Source organism: Providencia sp. 2.29, assembly GCF_015832305.1.
GTDB lineage: Bacteria > Pseudomonadota > Gammaproteobacteria > Enterobacterales > Enterobacteriaceae > Providencia > Providencia stuartii.
The window spans coordinates 2,492,444-2,509,119 of the sequence record NZ_CP065420.1 but is presented as its reverse complement, the minus strand read 5'-3'; the positions used below and the strand labels follow the sequence as shown (position 1 = coordinate 2,509,119).

The window sequence follows — 16,676 nt, the reverse complement described above, 5'->3', positions numbered from 1 at the left end:
ATAAGTATTATGTCTCAGCCTTTCTGGCAGGTAAAAACGTTAGATGAAATGACTGACGATGAATGGGAATCACTGTGTGACGGTTGTGGTCAGTGTTGTTTACATAAGCTGATGGATGAAGACACGGATGAAATTTATTTTACTAACGTGGCTTGTAATCAATTAAATATCAAGACCTGCCAGTGTAAGCATTATGAAGATCGTTTCAGTTATGAGGCAGATTGTATCAAGCTCAATCGCTACAATTTAGAAACGTTTGAATGGTTGCCACACACTTGTGCTTATCGTTTATTGCTAGAAGGTAAAACCTTACCTGCATGGCATCCTCTTAAAACGGGGTCAAAAGCGGCAATGCACAGTGAGCGGATCTCTGTTCGCCATATCGCGGTTAGAGAAAAAGATGTGGTGGATTGGGAAGACCATATCATGAATCGGCCAGTAGATAGAACATCATCTTAATCAGATAAGCTTGATTTAGCCAATATGTTTGAATAACGCGACAGCCCTATTTTATAGGGCTGTCGTATTTTAAAACAGTGACGTATTAAAATTCTTCATAAACAGCAGGATCTTGATTGCGTAATCGACCATTAGCAGAAGATAAGTTATTTATTGCTTGCATATCTTCCGGCGATAATTCGAAATCATAAACATCAATATTTTCAATTTGGCGTGACGAATGCACCGATTTCGGTATTGGTAATGCACCTAACTGTAAATGCCAACGTATGATAATTTGCGATACCGATTTATTATAGCGACTCGCTAAATTGAGTAAGGTTGGATTAGATAACACATCACCGGCACGACCTAATGGGCTCCATGATTGCGTAATGATCCCTTTAGATTGGTCATATTGACGCTGTTTGGCTTGATTAAAATTAGGATGCAGTTCAATTTGATTGACCACGGGAAGTATGCCCGTCTCTTTTTCTAATGTTTCTAGGTGTTCAGGGAGAAAATTACACACCCCAATACTTCTGATTAAACCTGAACGTTGTGAATCGATTAATGCTTGCCAAGCCTCAACAAATGTTCCTCTTTTCGGATTTGGCCAGTGGATCAAATAAAGGTCAACATAATCTAAACCTAATCGAGCCACTGATTCTTGGATAGTGTGCATGGCATTATTGTATTGTTGGTGTCGGCCAGGTAATTTCGATGTGACGGTTATTTGATCTCTAGGAACCGAGCTATTTTTAATGGCTTTGCCGACAATACCTTCATTCTCATAATTAAATGCAGTATCTAATAAACGATAGCCATGTGATAGCGCACTTTCAATAACCCGAACCCCATGTAAACCTTTTAATGAATATGTTCCAAAACCAATTTGAGGGATTTGGAATCCATCGAGTAATTCATATGATGGGATCATAGTGTCTCCTGATAGATGTCAAAACTGTACCCAATATATCACCGCGTAAGAACTTATTTTGTCGATTTGGGCAGTAGCAATAACATCATGATGGCAATGACCAAAGCGCAAACCGTCAGTAACACTCGGTCAATCGCTAATACAATAGGCCCAGCAGTGGCCGTTAAGTTAAATGTTAATGCGATAGCGGTTAAACAAAATGTCCAATAGCCATAACGTTTCGCACCGATCATTAACATGGCGAATAACAATAGGCCCACTAAGGAAACGTGTAAGAGTGGGTTATTTGATAAACCAAGTAAAAGCCCCCCTACAGCAGCACCGAGCAGAGTGCCTGCACCACGTTGTTTTAGCCTTTGCCAAGTTGCTGTCCGTTCAGATTTCATCACTCTTAAACCAGCAGCAGGTAACCAACAGGGATGAGAGCTAGGGAGCAGGGTTGCAAGAGCACTCCCGATGAGCGCAACGAGAACTATTGCCACAGAGAAGCGCTGTACTGCGGGAGTGCGCATATCAATTTGAGTTGTTGGTGCGGGAAGGTCATGACGGGGCAACAGAATATAAGCAATAATGACGCCCCAAAATGTACCGAGTGTAAATGCGATGCCATAAAATAAGCTACCCTGAGCGGGGACCTGACCAATTGATAGGAAATAAGCTAAAACGCCAAGGGCGATTGGTAAACGTAGATAGGTTGACCGCAATTCGGCATAGCCTTGAAAAAAAGCGCCAAGTCCAGAGCAAATAAAGAATAAAAGGCTACCAAGGGTGACATTAACACCGATTACCGCAAGAGCAGATAAAATGCAGGCTCCTTGCAGTAAAACATAAATAGGTTTTTTCGTGGGGAGTTTAGGAAATGATACAACTAATAAATATGCACCAAAAGAGATCAAAGTCCCTAACATGGGTTGCTTATAGAGGATAGCAATAAACCATGGAGCGATAACCCATAGAGAAAGTAAAAAGGCACTTCGGGTTTGGGGCAAAGAAATTGGCATTAGACGATCTCACCTTATAAATTAATCATATTCATACAGTGTATAAGTTGATAACTCAACGAATAACTTACTGAGAATTATTATAATTTTCCATCATCTCTATTTGAGCATCATTGATTGCCCCGCCAACCTATCACTCGGAAAATGACATAACCAGCGTATAGCAACATCAATATGCCACTCTGGTAGTCGTTTGTATTGCTATCTTCTATTTTTGTAAAATTAAGTAATTAAGACCTATCTTTTTCTTGAGTATGGCATGGTAAAGCCTCTAAAGGGAGGAGACCAAAATGCATCAAATGAAAACAGAAGTTGTGGTTATTAGACTCACTAAGCAAGAAAGAGCAGAGCTTGACGCTAAGAAAACTAAGCCCATTCTCTCAGACTGGTTAAAAGAGCTCGCATTTGCAGCCCCCGATAACCCAGACAATAAGAATATTGAAGGTAAACCCGCCTAGCGGAGTAATGATTTTATTCTCTACAAAATGGGCTTGCATGGTATATCTCAGTCAATAAAGCCGTTGAATGCAATTAACTTTATGGCTAATAGTAGGTTAATTGCATTCACATTAATGGAATGTAGCAGTTTAAGTCAGCAATTTTGTAAGGTGCTGTTAAAGAGGTTAACGGTAGTTTTAATTGATTGGTCGCTAACAATATGAAAGTAGTAACTTAACAACAATGTCGATTAAAGTTTGATCGGTGTGTGTAGTTGAAAGAGATCTAACTCTCACTTCTTACGATAACAGATATTCAATATACGATGTGTGCTTTATGTTATGGTCTAAATAAGTTGCATTAAACAGGCTTATTCGTTCCATTAATCTTGTTATCTTTAGATAGATTATTGCGCAAAGTGATCTAACTAACCTTAACTGAGCATCTTTTTTGTTCAGCGCTGGTGAAATAAAAAGCTATTTATACTCTTCAGGTGAGTTTTAGGACTATTCTTAAGGATGGTTTTGATATCTGAGTTAAGTCTCAATAGAGGGGAGGGTAAATTATTTTTTAACATTAGTTATCAAATGGTTACACATTTAAAAAAATTTGAATAGATCAAAAAATATGAAGAAAAAATGTGCATACATCAAATTAATTGATAACATTTACTAACAATAAGTAACCTTTGTTATTTCTTCATTAGCGCATTTTGGGTGCTAGGCAAGGAATAAAATAGCGAAATAAAAAGAACTTTTGAAATATAGTCAAATCACAAGTAATTATTCTACTTACTAGATCAAAATAAAGCCTATTACTTTCTGATTTATCGCTTAAGTTTTGCTTTTAATCTAAAAATACACCTTTATCCATATAATCATATTGTTTTACTCCTTACATGAGTAAATAATCCAATTATGATGCATTACCGTTATATCATAAATATATTCTCAAATGAGAATTAATTCCATCAATGAATAAACATAAAATTAATTTATATTATTTAAAACCCAAATATCATATTTAGACTAATATTTATTTTGAGTATATAAATTTAGAATAAGTAGTCACAATAAGGATAATCTTATTTAGAATAGTTTTTGCATTTATCTCTTTTATAAAATATCACTATAAGATCATTTTTTAGAATTTGTTAAAAACATAAAAATAAAAAACAAACAATCAATTTGATAAATTAGCGTAAAACGAGTAATACATCGTGTATATTCAATAAGGTTTTTCGATCAATAGCAGTTGTTTGATAGGCTAAGACTATTAAATTTTATTGTATCTCATGATAAAAACGATTTAATGTAATTTAAGTTTTTATGTATCCTCTCTCCGAAATCATATAGACCACGTTATGATTATTAATTCTAAAAATGGACTGATTAAGATAGAACTATATTTTTAATTAAATTATTAGCAGTAGCTTAAATACACGGAAATAAATGTGTAACCATATTAAACATATGGTCAACACCCTACGCTAATTATTTATTAAAAGACTAGGTGCTTAATAAGTTCTGTTTAGTGTAATAATAAAAACCCTCATATTAGGAAATGACAATGAAAAAAGTATTACTGACTGCAATTGCTACTGCAATTATTGGTGCATCTTCTGCTTACGCTGCAACTGAAAACGCTGGTGGTGGCCAAGTTAATTTTTACGGTAAAGTGACAGATGTTTCTTGTACTATTTCTGTTGACGGCCAAGGTAGTGACGCTAAAGTTTATTTGGCTCCTGTTTCAGTAAAAGAAGTTAAAGATGCAGGTGCAAATACTTACCTGAAACCAAAATCATTTGTTATTGACGTGACTAATTGTCAAGGTACAGCTGATGACACTACATTAAATGTTAACTGGACTGGTGGTAACGTATTAGTAGGTGCTTCTGGTGCAAACGAAGGTTATTTAGCTAACACTGATTCAACGGGTGCTGAAAATATTCAATTAGTATTAGCAACTAATGCTGATCCTGATTTAAAAACCAAAATCAACCCAACTAGTGCTACTCAACCTAAAGCAAAAACAGTTGATATTGCTGACGGTTCACGTTTCACTTATTACGTAGGTTACGCAACTTCTACGCCAGATACTGTTAGCAGCGGTATCGTAGAAAGCTATGCAACTTACGAAATTACTTACGAATAATATTAAATTAATTTAAAAGTAATATTTATCTAAGCGGTAGGTTAACTGCCGCTTTTATTTAGAGGTTCAAATGAAAGCAATTGTTTTATTCTTCTGCTTCGTTTTCAGTGCATCTTCATTAGCGAACAACATTATTGTTAACGGCACACGATTTATTTATCCTGGAAATGAAAAAGAAATTACAGTGCAGTTAAATAATACCGCGGATAGACCAGCTGTCGCACAAGCATGGTTAGATACCGGTGATGCATCTGAAACACCAGATACAATAAAAACACCATTTCAAATTACGCCTCCAATATCTCGTATTGATGCTAAGGGTGGTCAAACTCTCCGTATTAAATTAATGGATAAAAATGGACTACCACAAGATAAGGAAAGTTTATGGTGGCTGAATATTTTAGATATTCCACCGACAGTCCGAACTGCAGGAAAAGAAGATCAAAACTTTTTACAACTGGCAATTCGTTCTCGTTTTAAATTTATTTATCGTCCTGTAGGTTTAGGTAGCCGTGAATTAGCACCTGAAAAACTAATTGTGAGTGCTAATGGAAATAATCTGACTATAAATAACCCAACACCATTTTTTATTACCATTACAAAAATTTCTACAGATGGAAAAAATGGGTTAACTGATAAAGCGGTTATGGTGGCACCAAAAAGCCAGAGCTCAGTGGTATTGAAAAAAACAATTAAAGCAGGTGAAAACATTGTTTTGAACAATATCAATGATTATGGGGCGGACATAGCAGTTAAAACAACTGTTAAATAGGACAGAAAAATGAAACAGCGAGAGTTAATAAATAAATATAGTAATACACTCTCTGTGACCTGCTTTGTCACTGTATGTATGATGCCAACATTTTACGCGTGGGGGGCGGAAGGCACAACCTACGAGTTTAACAGTGGATTCATAGTAGGCAGCAAAGATAATGTTGATTTAGAACGCTTCAATACTGCTCCAATTAGTGAAGGTAAATATTCTGTTGATGTGTATACCAATGATAATTGGAAAGGACGCTATGATTTAAATATTGTTCAACAAAAAGATGGGAATTTAGGTGTGTGCTATACGCCAGCTATGTTGAGCAATTTTGGTGTTGATGCAGAAAAATTAAACCCACAACTAAATTCACAAGAATCCACCTGCTTACCTCTTAAAGAGTGGAATAATTTGAGTGAAGTGAATGATAAATTTCACTCATCTAATTTACGTCTAGATATTTCAGTACCCCAAATTTATGAACAACGTTTATCACGCGGGTATGTTGCGCCACAATTCTGGGAAAAAGGAATACCAGCACTTAATGTAGCCTATATGGCTAACTATTATGATAATCATACGAGCGGAGCTCAGGGGCAGAATGATGCCAGTGCGTATTTAGGATTAAATGCAGGGTTATCATTCGATGGCTGGTTGTTAAAACATATCGGTAACTTAAGTTGGCAACGTTCAGGAAGCACCAGTTGGAACAGCAACCAAACTTATTTACAACGACCTATTGCAAGTATGAAGTCAAAAATGACCGCAGGTCAGTTTTATACTGATGGCGATCTGTTTGACAGTATTAGCTTGCGTGGTGCAAAAATTGCGACAGATGACAGCATGTATCCTGATGGAATGACATCATATGCACCTGAAATTCGTGGTGTTGCCCAAAGTAACGCATTAGTCACTGTACGCCAAAATGGCTCGATCATATATCAAACTTCAGTACCACCAGGGCCGTTTATTTTAAATGATGTCTATCCATCCGGTTACGGTAATGACCTAAACGTCACCGTTAAGGAAGCAGATGGCAGTGAAAGTACTTTCAGTGTGCCATATTCATCGTTAGCACAACTGTTACGTCCGGGCTTTACACGTTATCAAGTCGCTGCTGGTAAGTCTGATACCGATGGTTTGCATCATCGCCCTTATATTATGCAAGGTACGATCCAACACGGCTTAAATAATACGTTTTCACTTTATGGTGGTGTTACGGCATTTGATGACTACCAAGCTTATTTAGTTGGTACTGGTATTAATACGGGGATTGGTGCGTTAGCACTGGACGTGACGCAATCTCGAACTGCGTTAAAACATCGAACCGATAATGGCCAAAGTTATCGTATCACTTTTAACCGACTGATATCGCAAACTGATACCAATATTTCATTGGCTGCGTATCGTTATTCAACGAAAGACTATTTTAATGTTAACGATGCGCTGTATGCGATCGATTATGATAAACGTGGTCTTTCAAATAACCGTTGGCGTGAAAAAAATGGTTTTAGCTATACAGTAAACCAAAACTTACCGGATGGATTTGGTGGGCTGTATTTTACAGGTCGTATATCAAGTTATTGGGAACGTTCTGGCACTGAGAAACAGTATCAGTTTAGTTATAACAACCAATATCAGCGCCTCTCTTATTCCATTAATTTTATGCGAGTCTACTCGGATAATAATAACTCACATGGAAAGAAAGACGACCGTATTAGCCTAAACCTAAATATTCCACTCTATTTTGGTGACAGCAGAAGTACCACATTAACCTCAAACACCGTATTTAATAATGAGAAATTTGGCTCAACTCAGCTCGGTGTTAATGGGGCACTAGATGATGAGAATAACTGGACTTATGGGCTAAATACCTCAACGGCTAGAGGTGGTGAACACAGTGTTGCAGTAAATACGGGTTATCGTACTCCTTATGTCAATACCAATGCTAATTATAGTCAAGGGCAAGGTTATCGCCAATTTGGCGTTGGTGCGAATGGCTCTGTTGTTGTGCATTCAGGGGGCGTTGTACTCACACCAAATACTGCAACGACAATGGCGTTGATTGAAGCCGAAGGTGCAGAAGGCGCTTCAATTATCAGTGCTCCAGGTGTACGCGTCAATCGAGGTGGTTATGCACTAGCACCATATGTACGACCTTATCGTATTAATAATATTGAAATTGACCCTAAAGGCAGTGCTGAAGATATCGTGTTCGAAAACACATCAAGCCAAGTCGTTCCTTATGAAGGCAGTATTGTTAAGGTGAAATTTGGCACTAAAGTTGAACGTAATCGGACTTTTAACGTTGTGCGTCTCGATAAAAAGCCAATGCCATTTGGCGCGGAAGTGACTAACGCTGAAGGTGAGTCAATTGGTGTTGTCGGACAAGGTGGCACGGTATTTATTAGTAACGAAGATGCCAAAGAAGCTATTGTGAAATGGGATAATGGGCAATGTGTATTTTCTCTGGAAGCAGGAACCAGTAAGGATAGTGTATGTCGATAAACACAATTTTACGTAATGGAATAGCACTGGCAGCAGTGCTATCGAGTATCCCCGCGTATGCTACATGCACCCGAAATAGTTGGGTTCCAGCCGAGAATATCGACATGCAATTTGGCCGAGTGGTTGTCTCCCCAGATCTTCCTGTAGGTAGTGTGATACAAGAAAAAACATGGCCGATGAAGGAAACTGGCAGTTATTGGGCACAGTGTTATGGTGGCACTGTTTTAGATGCCATTATAACAGCAAAGGGGCTGACTGAGGGGCCAAATAAAGTCTATAACACGAATATCCCAGGGATAGGATTGCGTTTCCAACGTATGGGGGCTGTAGCAATGACCTACCCAGATACGTTTAAAGTTAGTGGGAGTAATAGACAAAAGATCAATGTGTATTTAGCTGGCTCAACATTTAAGTTACAAATCATTAAGACAGCAGAAAATACAGGCTCAGGGCGAATTACCCAAGGTGAGTATACTCGTTATGGTTACAAACCTAATTCAGTTGAACCAGCGATTATTACTTATTTATCGGCTGATGCCATTACCATTGTATCGCCATCTTGTAAAATTATGACAGGTAAAAACCAAGATGTTCATCTAGATACGGTTAAGCGCACCGATTTTAAAGGTCGAGGAACTACTGCGGGTGAGAAAAAGTTCCCTATTAATTTAATGTGTAATGGTGGAGTGAGTATTTCTCCCGATTCGGTTTCTGTAAACATGAGTTTCTATGGAAGAAATGCACCGAATACCAACCCTCAAGATGGGGTTCTGGATAACACTGCAAAATCGTCCCCGGCACAAGGTATTGGTGTGCAAGTTCTTACCGACAAGGGAGTAAAATTAACTTGGGGTAAGAGTTATAAGGTTGGGGAGTTAACAACTGCACTCGATAAATATATTAATACGAACTATATTGCTCGCTATTACCAGTATGGAGACAAAGTGACTGCTGGTGATGTGCAGGCTGTGATGCAATTCAACATAACCTATGATTAATAGGGGAGCCCAATGAAAAACTGGATAATACTGATGCTTTTTTCAGCGGTAGGTTATGCAAATGCATTACCAACTTTTGAAACTAACTATGATGAAGGCAAGGTATCTTTTGCGGGTAAAGTTGTTGATGTTTCGTGTGTAGTTTCCGTGAATGACCAAGGAAGTGATGCGAATATCTATCTTGCTCCAATTTCACTTATGGAAATTCATAATAGTGAAGGTGGTGCCTATTTAAAATCAAAAATGTTTACTATCAAGTTATCACAATGTCAATCTGTTGAGCATAATGGTGAAGTTGTTGATGCCGATCTCAATAAAATCAGTGTAACTTGGGCGGATGGTTACTTGGTGCCGAAAACAAACTTTGAAACTGCGGGGCTTCTGAAAAATATGTTAGTTGATGGTGCAAAAAATATTAACTTTGCATTATCCATCAATAATAACACGATTCTAGATGCTGATAATAAAATTATTCCAGCAGATCCTCAGCAACTTAAAGTCACGCCGAAAATATCGGATAATAAGGATGCAATTTTCCAATATTATATTGGTTACACAGCAGAGAAGGCGAGTGATGTGACAACTGGGTTGATGGCAAGTTATGCGACATATGAAATCCAGTATAATTAACATATAAAAACATATAGGTTAAATAAAAATAACATAGCGATTTAATCGCTATGTTATTTTTTTTGTTTAGGTGATTAGGTTTGAAATATAATTGTCTAATTACAGATGTATCATAAATGTAATAATATAGATTGAAATATTAGAGCGAGTTTTTAGAGTGAATAATAACACTCTCTGCTGTATATTTTAGCTCTTGACTCTTAATATTAATTGTTTCATCTTGCATAGAGTAATCCTCTTCAGTAATACATCCTTGAAAGAACCAGTCTATAGGGCATTTCAACGCAATCGCTATGCTAACTAAGTGATTTAGAGGTATTTTATTGATTCCATTCTCATAGCGAGAGACTTGCTGTTGGCTGATATTTAATTTTTTGGCTAAATCAGCCCCCGAAAGGCCTAATTCTTTTCGCCGTGTTTTTATCTTAATTCCAATAAAATAATGAATGTCCATGTGACACCCTCGATTGATAAAGGGATTGTAGAGTATAATGCTAATGCATTATAAAATTATACAATATATAAAATCTTAAAAAAACAATTAATTTCAATATATCGGTTATTTAATTTAGCTAAGCCATATATTGAAAAGACCTTACAATTTATATTAGTAAGTGTTCTCATGTGTTAATTAAAATGAGAATAATAATTATAACAGAAATATTACTATATAAACATTTGATATAAATTAATTGTTTTACTTTTTGTTTTTTAGTTTTTGTATTTGATTATTTTAAGGCTTGATTATATTTAAATAAACCTTATTCATTTTTTCTTTTATCGATACTCGATTATGGATATGTCGTTCTCTAATATATAACCTTAGATGTTAGTGATATGTATCTAAAAAGCTATTAATTTTCACGGTAAGTATTTTTATTGAGGGTTTCATTGGTATATAAAAATATTAACATTAATTAATATTAAGGAAATTTAATGTTTATTGCTGTTTTACGGAGGATTATTGAATAAAAATTCACGTGGTAAATATACGTATGCTTATAATACATTATTAAAATAATAATAAAGTAGAATGAAAAAAGTCAATAAGTATATAATGAAATTAATCAATTAACTGTAATTACGGTCTTGAGAGGGGAGTGCTAGAAAGGATTGTAATTATTAAATCTATTTATAATCAATTACTTATTTCTTTATTCTAATCAGAAGGAGAGTAATATAAATTACATTTTAATAACAAAAAAATGCAAGATATAGATAAGCTCATCATAGATCCCTAATGACATAGTAAAAATAACTATTAATGTAAAAAAGCTAACAGAAAGCAGTTTCGCCATAATTAATTGATAAAACTCTATTGGTAAATATGTGTTTATAGTTTTAGTATAACTGAACTTAAATATTAAAAATGATGTAATGTGTAAACATACATTTCTGGTAGCGCATACTAACAACTAACGCCATTGTTCAGGTGTTTTTTGAAGTTATAGACTAATTGATCTGATTAGACCAGTTTTTTATGCTGTATATATGGTATAATACAGTGGTAGAAGTCGGTGATATTGGCCTGAATTACTGCAAATTGTAACAAAATTGAATGTTCACAAAAGGGCGAAATGAAGAGGTTCGCTGATAAATATCTTGCATAACTCATCGGTTAGAACAGATTTAGTGGTGGGTTACTTAAAGTTAATGAATTTTACAATTTTGTTACATTCATGCCTTTCGCTATACTAACATAATAATCAATATGATTGTCACCACTTAAATGAAGAGGATCTTATAATGAAACTCTATCTTTATGATCATTGTCCGTTTTGTGTTAGAGCAAGAATGATATTCGGATTTAAAAAAATCGCTGTAGAGCAGATATTTTTGATGGAAGATGATAAAGCGACGCCAACCAAAATGATTGGCCGCAAAATGTTGCCTATTTTGCAAAAAGATGATGGTGACTATTTACCAGAGAGTCTAGATATAGTTCATTATGTCGATCAGCTAGTAGAGCCAGCAATCGCTCAACATGCTGTTTCTCCAGAGATTGATAAATGGTATAACACCGTTTCAACTACAGTATATAAATTGGTTGTTCCACGTTTTACACAAGCCGATTTTCCTGAGCTAAGGACCCCAGAGGCGAGAGCCGCTTATATTGAAAGGGAAGAGCGTGCTTTTGGTGATCTGAATACGTTATTAAAAGAAACGCATACATTAATTGTGGAGCTTGAACCACATATGGATGCTTTAGATGCATGGTTAGAAACGCGTAATAGCAACAATATTATGGATGATATTATTATCTTCCCTTTATTGCGCAGTTTATCAATAGTGAATGACTTACCGTTTAGCACCACTATACTGAATTATATGAAAAATATCGCTCAAATAACGGGGGTAACCCTGCTGTTTTCACAAGCAAGGTAAAGCTAGCTATTTTGAAACCGTGTTATTATCAAGCAAAAATCCCATTATTCATGACAAATAATGGGATTTTTAATTAGTCGTCACTTGAAAATAAAGAAAAATTAATTAACGTAATCTTTCAAAACATAAACCAGTTTATATCTACCTTGTGACAAAGTAAGCTTTTTATCATTATAGGATATATCAGCACCTTCGGTTAGCATACGTTTAATTAATGGATCCCATTTTGATAAGTCTTCATCAACGCACTCTAATTCTGTTTTGGATAGATGCTTAACAACAAGCGTTGCATTATTGATCCGACCCATTCCATGAAAATCATTGCACATAGTGGCAGAGACAAACATTTTTTCGCCAAAGGACAAACTAGGAACGCCGACTTTACCAACGATGGGGTGCCCATCAACCTCTGTTAGTACAAAATTATGATGGATTAACTGTTGCTCAGTCACATTATCGCTGTTATCAGCACTCACATTTTGGGTTTGGCAGGCTGCTAATAAAAAACCCAATAGTGTTAAAGGGATTATCCGTTTCATTATCATTTTGCCTCTATTAGGCTTTGACAATGTTAGGACAATCTTCGCCATTATTAAGTTGGCGGATGTTCCCTAAAGTTGTTTCGCTGATACTGGTTAATGCTTCTTCCGTTAAGAAAGCCTGGTGACCCGTAAATAGCACATTATGGCATGATGAAAGGCGACGGAAAATATCATCTTGGATAACGTCATTCGATTTGTCTTCAAAGAACAATTCGCGTTCATTTTCATAAACATCCATACCAAGAGAGCCAATTTTCTGTGCTTTAAGTGCACTAATGGCTGCAACAGAATCGATGAGAGCGCCACGGCTTGTATTGATGATCATTACGCCATTTTTCATTTTATTAAATGCGTTTTCATCTAATAAATGGTGATTTTCGGGCGTGAGAGGGCAGTGTAAAGAGATAATGTCAGAATTTTTGTATAAAGTATCTAAATCCACATATTCTGCACCTAAATCGAGGACCACTTGATTTGGGTAAGGGTCATGGGCGAGTAAACGCATACCAAACCCTTTTAAGATCCTCAGCGCGGCTTGGCCAATTTTACCCGTGCCGATAATACCGACAGTGCGGTTATGCATATTAAAGCCCGTTAACCCTTCTAAAGAAAAATTAGCATCTCGGGTACGTTGATAGGCTCGGTGGATACGACGATTAAGGCATAACATCATCCCCACGGCATGTTCGGCAACTGCTTCAGGTGAATAGGCGGGCACACGCACAACTTGGATCCCAAGCTCTTGTGCTGCGACTAAATCAACATTATTAAAACCTGCGCAACGTAATGCTAAAATGCGGATATTAAGCGCCGCAAGCTCTTCTAATACTTCACGGCTAGCATCATCATTAACAAAGATACATACGGCATCAGCGCCGACAGCATTTTTTGCTGTTTGTACTGTTAATGGAAAATCAAAGTATTCGATATTAAAATCAAACTCGGATCCTTGATTGACTTGATCCATATGTTTACGATCATACTGTTTAGTACTGTAAGAAACGATTTTCATCTAAGAAACTCCGTGTACTATTCGTTAGGAACCCAAAATAAGGGGTAGCTAAAAAAGTGGCTACCAAGCATTAAGGTCAGAATAAGATAATTATTACAGTAAATCATCAAAAAAATACTGAAAGCGCGCCTTTATTGCGCTTTAATTGGTGATTGTAGTCGTTTAAAGATATAACGATCTTGATTAGCACCAATATTCACAATCGATATAGATAAAACAAGGAAGCTGTTTGATGAAAAGGGCACTTAAAATATTACTCTTAAGCGTTGTAGGATGCGTTGTGCTCTTATCTATTTTATGGGCCACAGTAACCCGTTGGCTTCCTATTGTTGCAAAATCTTATTTACCCGAAAACGTGACGCTGTCATTTAGCCAGCCTGTATATCGTCATGATCAATTAATTGTTGATAGCATACAATTGAAGGCAGGCGACTGCTTGTGGTTTGATGCTAAAAAGAGCCGTTTTTCGCTTTTTCCATTACATTTAGCAATTAATGAGTTAACTGAAGATAATCAATGTTTAAGTCAGTTGTCTTCAGATGAAAAAGATAGCGAAAGTACACCACTATCGGTGATTGAATTGATTGATAACTTACCTTCATTTTCATTGGTCATTGAAAATGCCAAGGTATCGCCTTGGGAAGAGTATCAAGGCAGTATTTGGCTGTATCGAAATGAAGGGACGCCATTAGCTTTAGATTATCGTGGTGATAAATTATCTTTTTCAACCAATATCACTGCTAACCATCAACTCAATATTGAACATTTTTCCGTTCAATTACCAGAACAAGAGCAGCGCCTTGAACTCGATGGCGAGTTAAGCTTACCACTGACGACAGAATCACTTCCGACATCAGGCATACTCTTTGCTGAATTTTTATTAACTCAGCCAAGCAAATCCCTGTATGCGAAATTGCGGTGGCTGGATGATCAAGGCACATTGTCTTTATTTGATAAGCAAAGTGGTCAAGAAATTTTTCATTTGCCTTGGCAAGTGTCAGCCAACATGATCCGTATTGAGGATGGGCGTTGGCAGTGGGAAGAGAGTGAGGTTCCATTACATGGCGGTATTTCGTTACAAATAGAGAATTGGCAGTCGGGCCTGAGTGACATGGTGATTAGTGGGCGTACTAATATGATGACCGAGGCTCAAAAAGGTAAAGCGAATTTAGTATTAAATTTACCAGCTAATAAAATTAATTTACTCGATGCAGATATTCATTTTCAGCTAAATGGGCAATTGAAATATGATGATATGGTTTTAGATATCAACTTGCCGTTAAAAATATCGGGTCAATTAATTTCGCCCGCAATTTCATTTCTTCCCGGCTCACTCTTACGAGCTTATGGGCGTGTTTCACCGACGCTACTATTACAAGAAGCGCGCTTACCTTTAGCAGGTACTTCATTGAGTGCGGAAGGGATCACCGGGCGCCTCCAAGCTATTTTAAAAGTGAAAGAGCAGTATTGGGGGGATTTCGCCATTCATTTAGATGGTCAGGCGAATAAGTTTATATTTGATAAAGGTAAGTGGTTTTGGAATTATTGGGGAAATGCACAATTACCGGCTTTAGCGGCGCATTGGGATATCAAAGGGCAAGGTAGTTGGCAAGATTCGTTAATTACCCTAAATACGTTAAACACTGGGTTTGACCAAATAAAATATGGTTTGCTTTCGATGACGGCAACACGCCTTATTTTAACAAAACCTTTATTTTGGCAACGTGATCCGGCTAAAGAGAACTTCCAAGGTGAACTCCAACTTACCAGTAACCGAATGCAATTTGGAGCTGCAAGCTATTTGCCTAAAACGACTGTTAATGCGGCTCTAAAAGGTAAATCACCGGCTGATTTTCAGTTAAAAGCTGATTTAAGTACTAAAGACGTAGGGCCAATTGTTATTTTTAGTCGATGGGATGGCGAACGTTTTCGGGGGCAAGCGCGTTGGCCAGAACAATCAGTGAGCGCATTCCAAACATTGATCCCAAATGATTTAGGGATCACCTTGCGTGAAGGAAAACTTTTTTCACAAGCCGCTTTTTCGATTGATCCAGAAACCGGTTTTATCGCGGGAGGGCACTGGCGTGTAGAAAATACGGGAATGTGGCTTAAAGATGGTGAAGTGAGTGGCTTAGATTTCGTTTTACCTTGGAAATTACAAAATAGCACATGGACGTTAGGTGAAAAATCGGCTGTACAATTACGTATCAAGCAATTAAATAATTTGTTTGAACTAACCGATATTCGAGCCGATTTATCAGGTACTTACCCGCCAACAGATGCAATGCCATTAAAATTGAGCCAAGTTGGTTTTAATTTATTAGGGGGGAAGGTAGAGCTTGATTTACTCCGTTGGCCACAAAAACAGCCAGCCACAATCAGACTACATCAAATTGAATTAAGCCGATTATTTACCATACTCAAAGTAACTCAGTTTGCGGCCTCTGGTCGCGTTGATGGGGAATTACCTTTTTACCTTAATAATCCAGAGTGGATCGTTAAAAATGGTTGGTTAGAAAATAGTGGCCCGTTGGCCTTGCGTCTTGATACTCAGTTTGTTGAGTCAATTAAGGCTGATAATATGTCTGCAGGAGCAGCGATAGGTTGGTTGCAATACTTGGAAATTTCTCGCAGCCGTACCGATGTGAATATCACCAATTTAGGCTTGTTGACAATGAAAACCATTATCCAAGGTTTTAATCCTCAAGAATCTAAAAAAAGAGAAGTCCACTTAAATTACACACATGAAGAGAATATCTTCCAATTATGGCGTAGCCTACGTTTTGGCAGTAACTTAGAAGAGTGGCTGGAAAAAAATATCTAAAGGAATAAGGATTAACAGTGAAAATAATTGCGACGAGTGTATT

General features: G+C 36.9%; 14 protein-coding genes. 9 read left to right on the top strand and 5 right to left on the bottom strand.

From position 1 onward, the window contains the following. Nucleotides 1–6: 6 nt before the first annotated feature. Complete coding sequence (locus I3B46_RS11515) at nucleotides 7–459, top strand: YcgN family cysteine cluster protein (RefSeq protein ID WP_088499444.1); 453 nt, start codon at nucleotides 7–9, stop codon at nucleotides 457–459. An 85-nt stretch (nucleotides 460–544) separates the two neighbouring features. Here the strand turns inward: I3B46_RS11515 and I3B46_RS11510 are convergent, their stop codons facing one another. Both I3B46_RS11510 and I3B46_RS11505 read right to left on the bottom strand, forming a co-directional pair. After that, the gene (locus I3B46_RS11510; RefSeq protein WP_163762045.1) at nucleotides 545–1,378 is read right to left on the bottom strand and encodes an aldo/keto reductase; all 834 of its coding nucleotides are present in this window, start codon (nucleotides 1,376–1,378) and stop codon (nucleotides 545–547) included. A gap of 53 nt (nucleotides 1,379–1,431) precedes the next feature. Further along, the gene (locus I3B46_RS11505; RefSeq protein ID WP_004919529.1) at nucleotides 1,432–2,379 is read right to left on the bottom strand and encodes an FUSC family protein; all 948 of its coding nucleotides are present in this window, start codon (nucleotides 2,377–2,379) and stop codon (nucleotides 1,432–1,434) included. A gap of 290 nt (nucleotides 2,380–2,669) precedes the next feature. Between I3B46_RS11505 and I3B46_RS11500 the strand changes: the two genes are divergently transcribed. From I3B46_RS11500 to I3B46_RS11475, 6 genes are all read left to right on the top strand, one after another. Next, nucleotides 2,670–2,837 carry a hypothetical protein gene (locus I3B46_RS11500; protein WP_004919531.1) on the top strand — a complete coding sequence of 56 codons (168 nt, stop codon included), beginning with the start codon at nucleotides 2,670–2,672 and terminating at the stop codon, nucleotides 2,835–2,837. A gap of 1,549 nt (nucleotides 2,838–4,386) precedes the next feature. Continuing rightward, nucleotides 4,387–4,971: a fimbrial protein gene (locus I3B46_RS11495; protein ID WP_004919533.1), complete on the top strand. Its 585-nt coding sequence runs from the start codon at nucleotides 4,387–4,389 to the stop codon at nucleotides 4,969–4,971. Nucleotides 4,972–5,041: 70 nt separating this feature from the next. After that, nucleotides 5,042–5,743 (top strand): fimbrial biogenesis chaperone, encoded by a 702-nt coding sequence (locus I3B46_RS11490; protein ID WP_072502244.1) that lies wholly within the window; start codon nucleotides 5,042–5,044, stop codon nucleotides 5,741–5,743. Between the two features lie 9 nt (nucleotides 5,744–5,752). Beyond that, the gene (locus tag I3B46_RS11485; RefSeq protein ID WP_040133104.1) at nucleotides 5,753–8,242 is read left to right on the top strand and encodes a fimbria/pilus outer membrane usher protein; all 2,490 of its coding nucleotides are present in this window, start codon (nucleotides 5,753–5,755) and stop codon (nucleotides 8,240–8,242) included. Further along, complete coding sequence (locus tag I3B46_RS11480; RefSeq protein WP_004919539.1) at nucleotides 8,233–9,240, top strand: fimbrial protein; 1,008 nt, start codon at nucleotides 8,233–8,235, stop codon at nucleotides 9,238–9,240. The genes I3B46_RS11485 and I3B46_RS11480 overlap by 10 nt, the downstream gene beginning before the upstream one ends. Before the next feature lie 12 nt (nucleotides 9,241–9,252). Then, complete coding sequence (locus tag I3B46_RS11475; protein WP_004919541.1) at nucleotides 9,253–9,870, top strand: fimbrial protein; 618 nt, start codon at nucleotides 9,253–9,255, stop codon at nucleotides 9,868–9,870. A 139-nt stretch (nucleotides 9,871–10,009) separates the two neighbouring features. On the opposite strand, the gene I3B46_RS11470 is transcribed toward I3B46_RS11475, so the two are convergent. Beyond that, nucleotides 10,010–10,324, bottom strand: a complete 315-nt coding sequence (locus I3B46_RS11470; protein ID WP_004919544.1) for a helix-turn-helix domain-containing protein — start codon at nucleotides 10,322–10,324, stop codon at nucleotides 10,010–10,012. Nucleotides 10,325–11,616: 1,292 nt separating this feature from the next. On the opposite strand from I3B46_RS11470, the gene grxB reads away from it, so the two are divergent. Then, entirely contained in the window at nucleotides 11,617–12,255 is a 639-nt protein-coding gene (grxB, locus tag I3B46_RS11465) for a glutaredoxin 2 (RefSeq protein WP_036940140.1), read from the top strand. A 101-nt stretch (nucleotides 12,256–12,356) separates the two neighbouring features. Here the strand turns inward: grxB and I3B46_RS11460 are convergent, their stop codons facing one another. Together I3B46_RS11460 and I3B46_RS11455 are read right to left on the bottom strand one after the other, a co-directional pair. After that, nucleotides 12,357–12,794, bottom strand: coding sequence for an META domain-containing protein (locus I3B46_RS11460; RefSeq protein ID WP_014658307.1), 438 nt, complete (start codon nucleotides 12,792–12,794; stop codon nucleotides 12,357–12,359). Nucleotides 12,795–12,810: 16 nt separating this feature from the next. Continuing rightward, nucleotides 12,811–13,809: a 2-hydroxyacid dehydrogenase gene (locus I3B46_RS11455; RefSeq protein ID WP_004919549.1), complete on the bottom strand. Its 999-nt coding sequence runs from the start codon at nucleotides 13,807–13,809 to the stop codon at nucleotides 12,811–12,813. 232 nt (nucleotides 13,810–14,041) lie between these two features. Here I3B46_RS11455 and I3B46_RS11450 point away from each other — a divergent pair, with 232 nt between their 5' ends. Next, nucleotides 14,042–16,633 (top strand): YdbH family protein, encoded by a 2,592-nt coding sequence (locus tag I3B46_RS11450; RefSeq protein ID WP_163762044.1) that lies wholly within the window; start codon nucleotides 14,042–14,044, stop codon nucleotides 16,631–16,633. Nucleotides 16,634–16,676 lie beyond the last annotated feature (43 nt).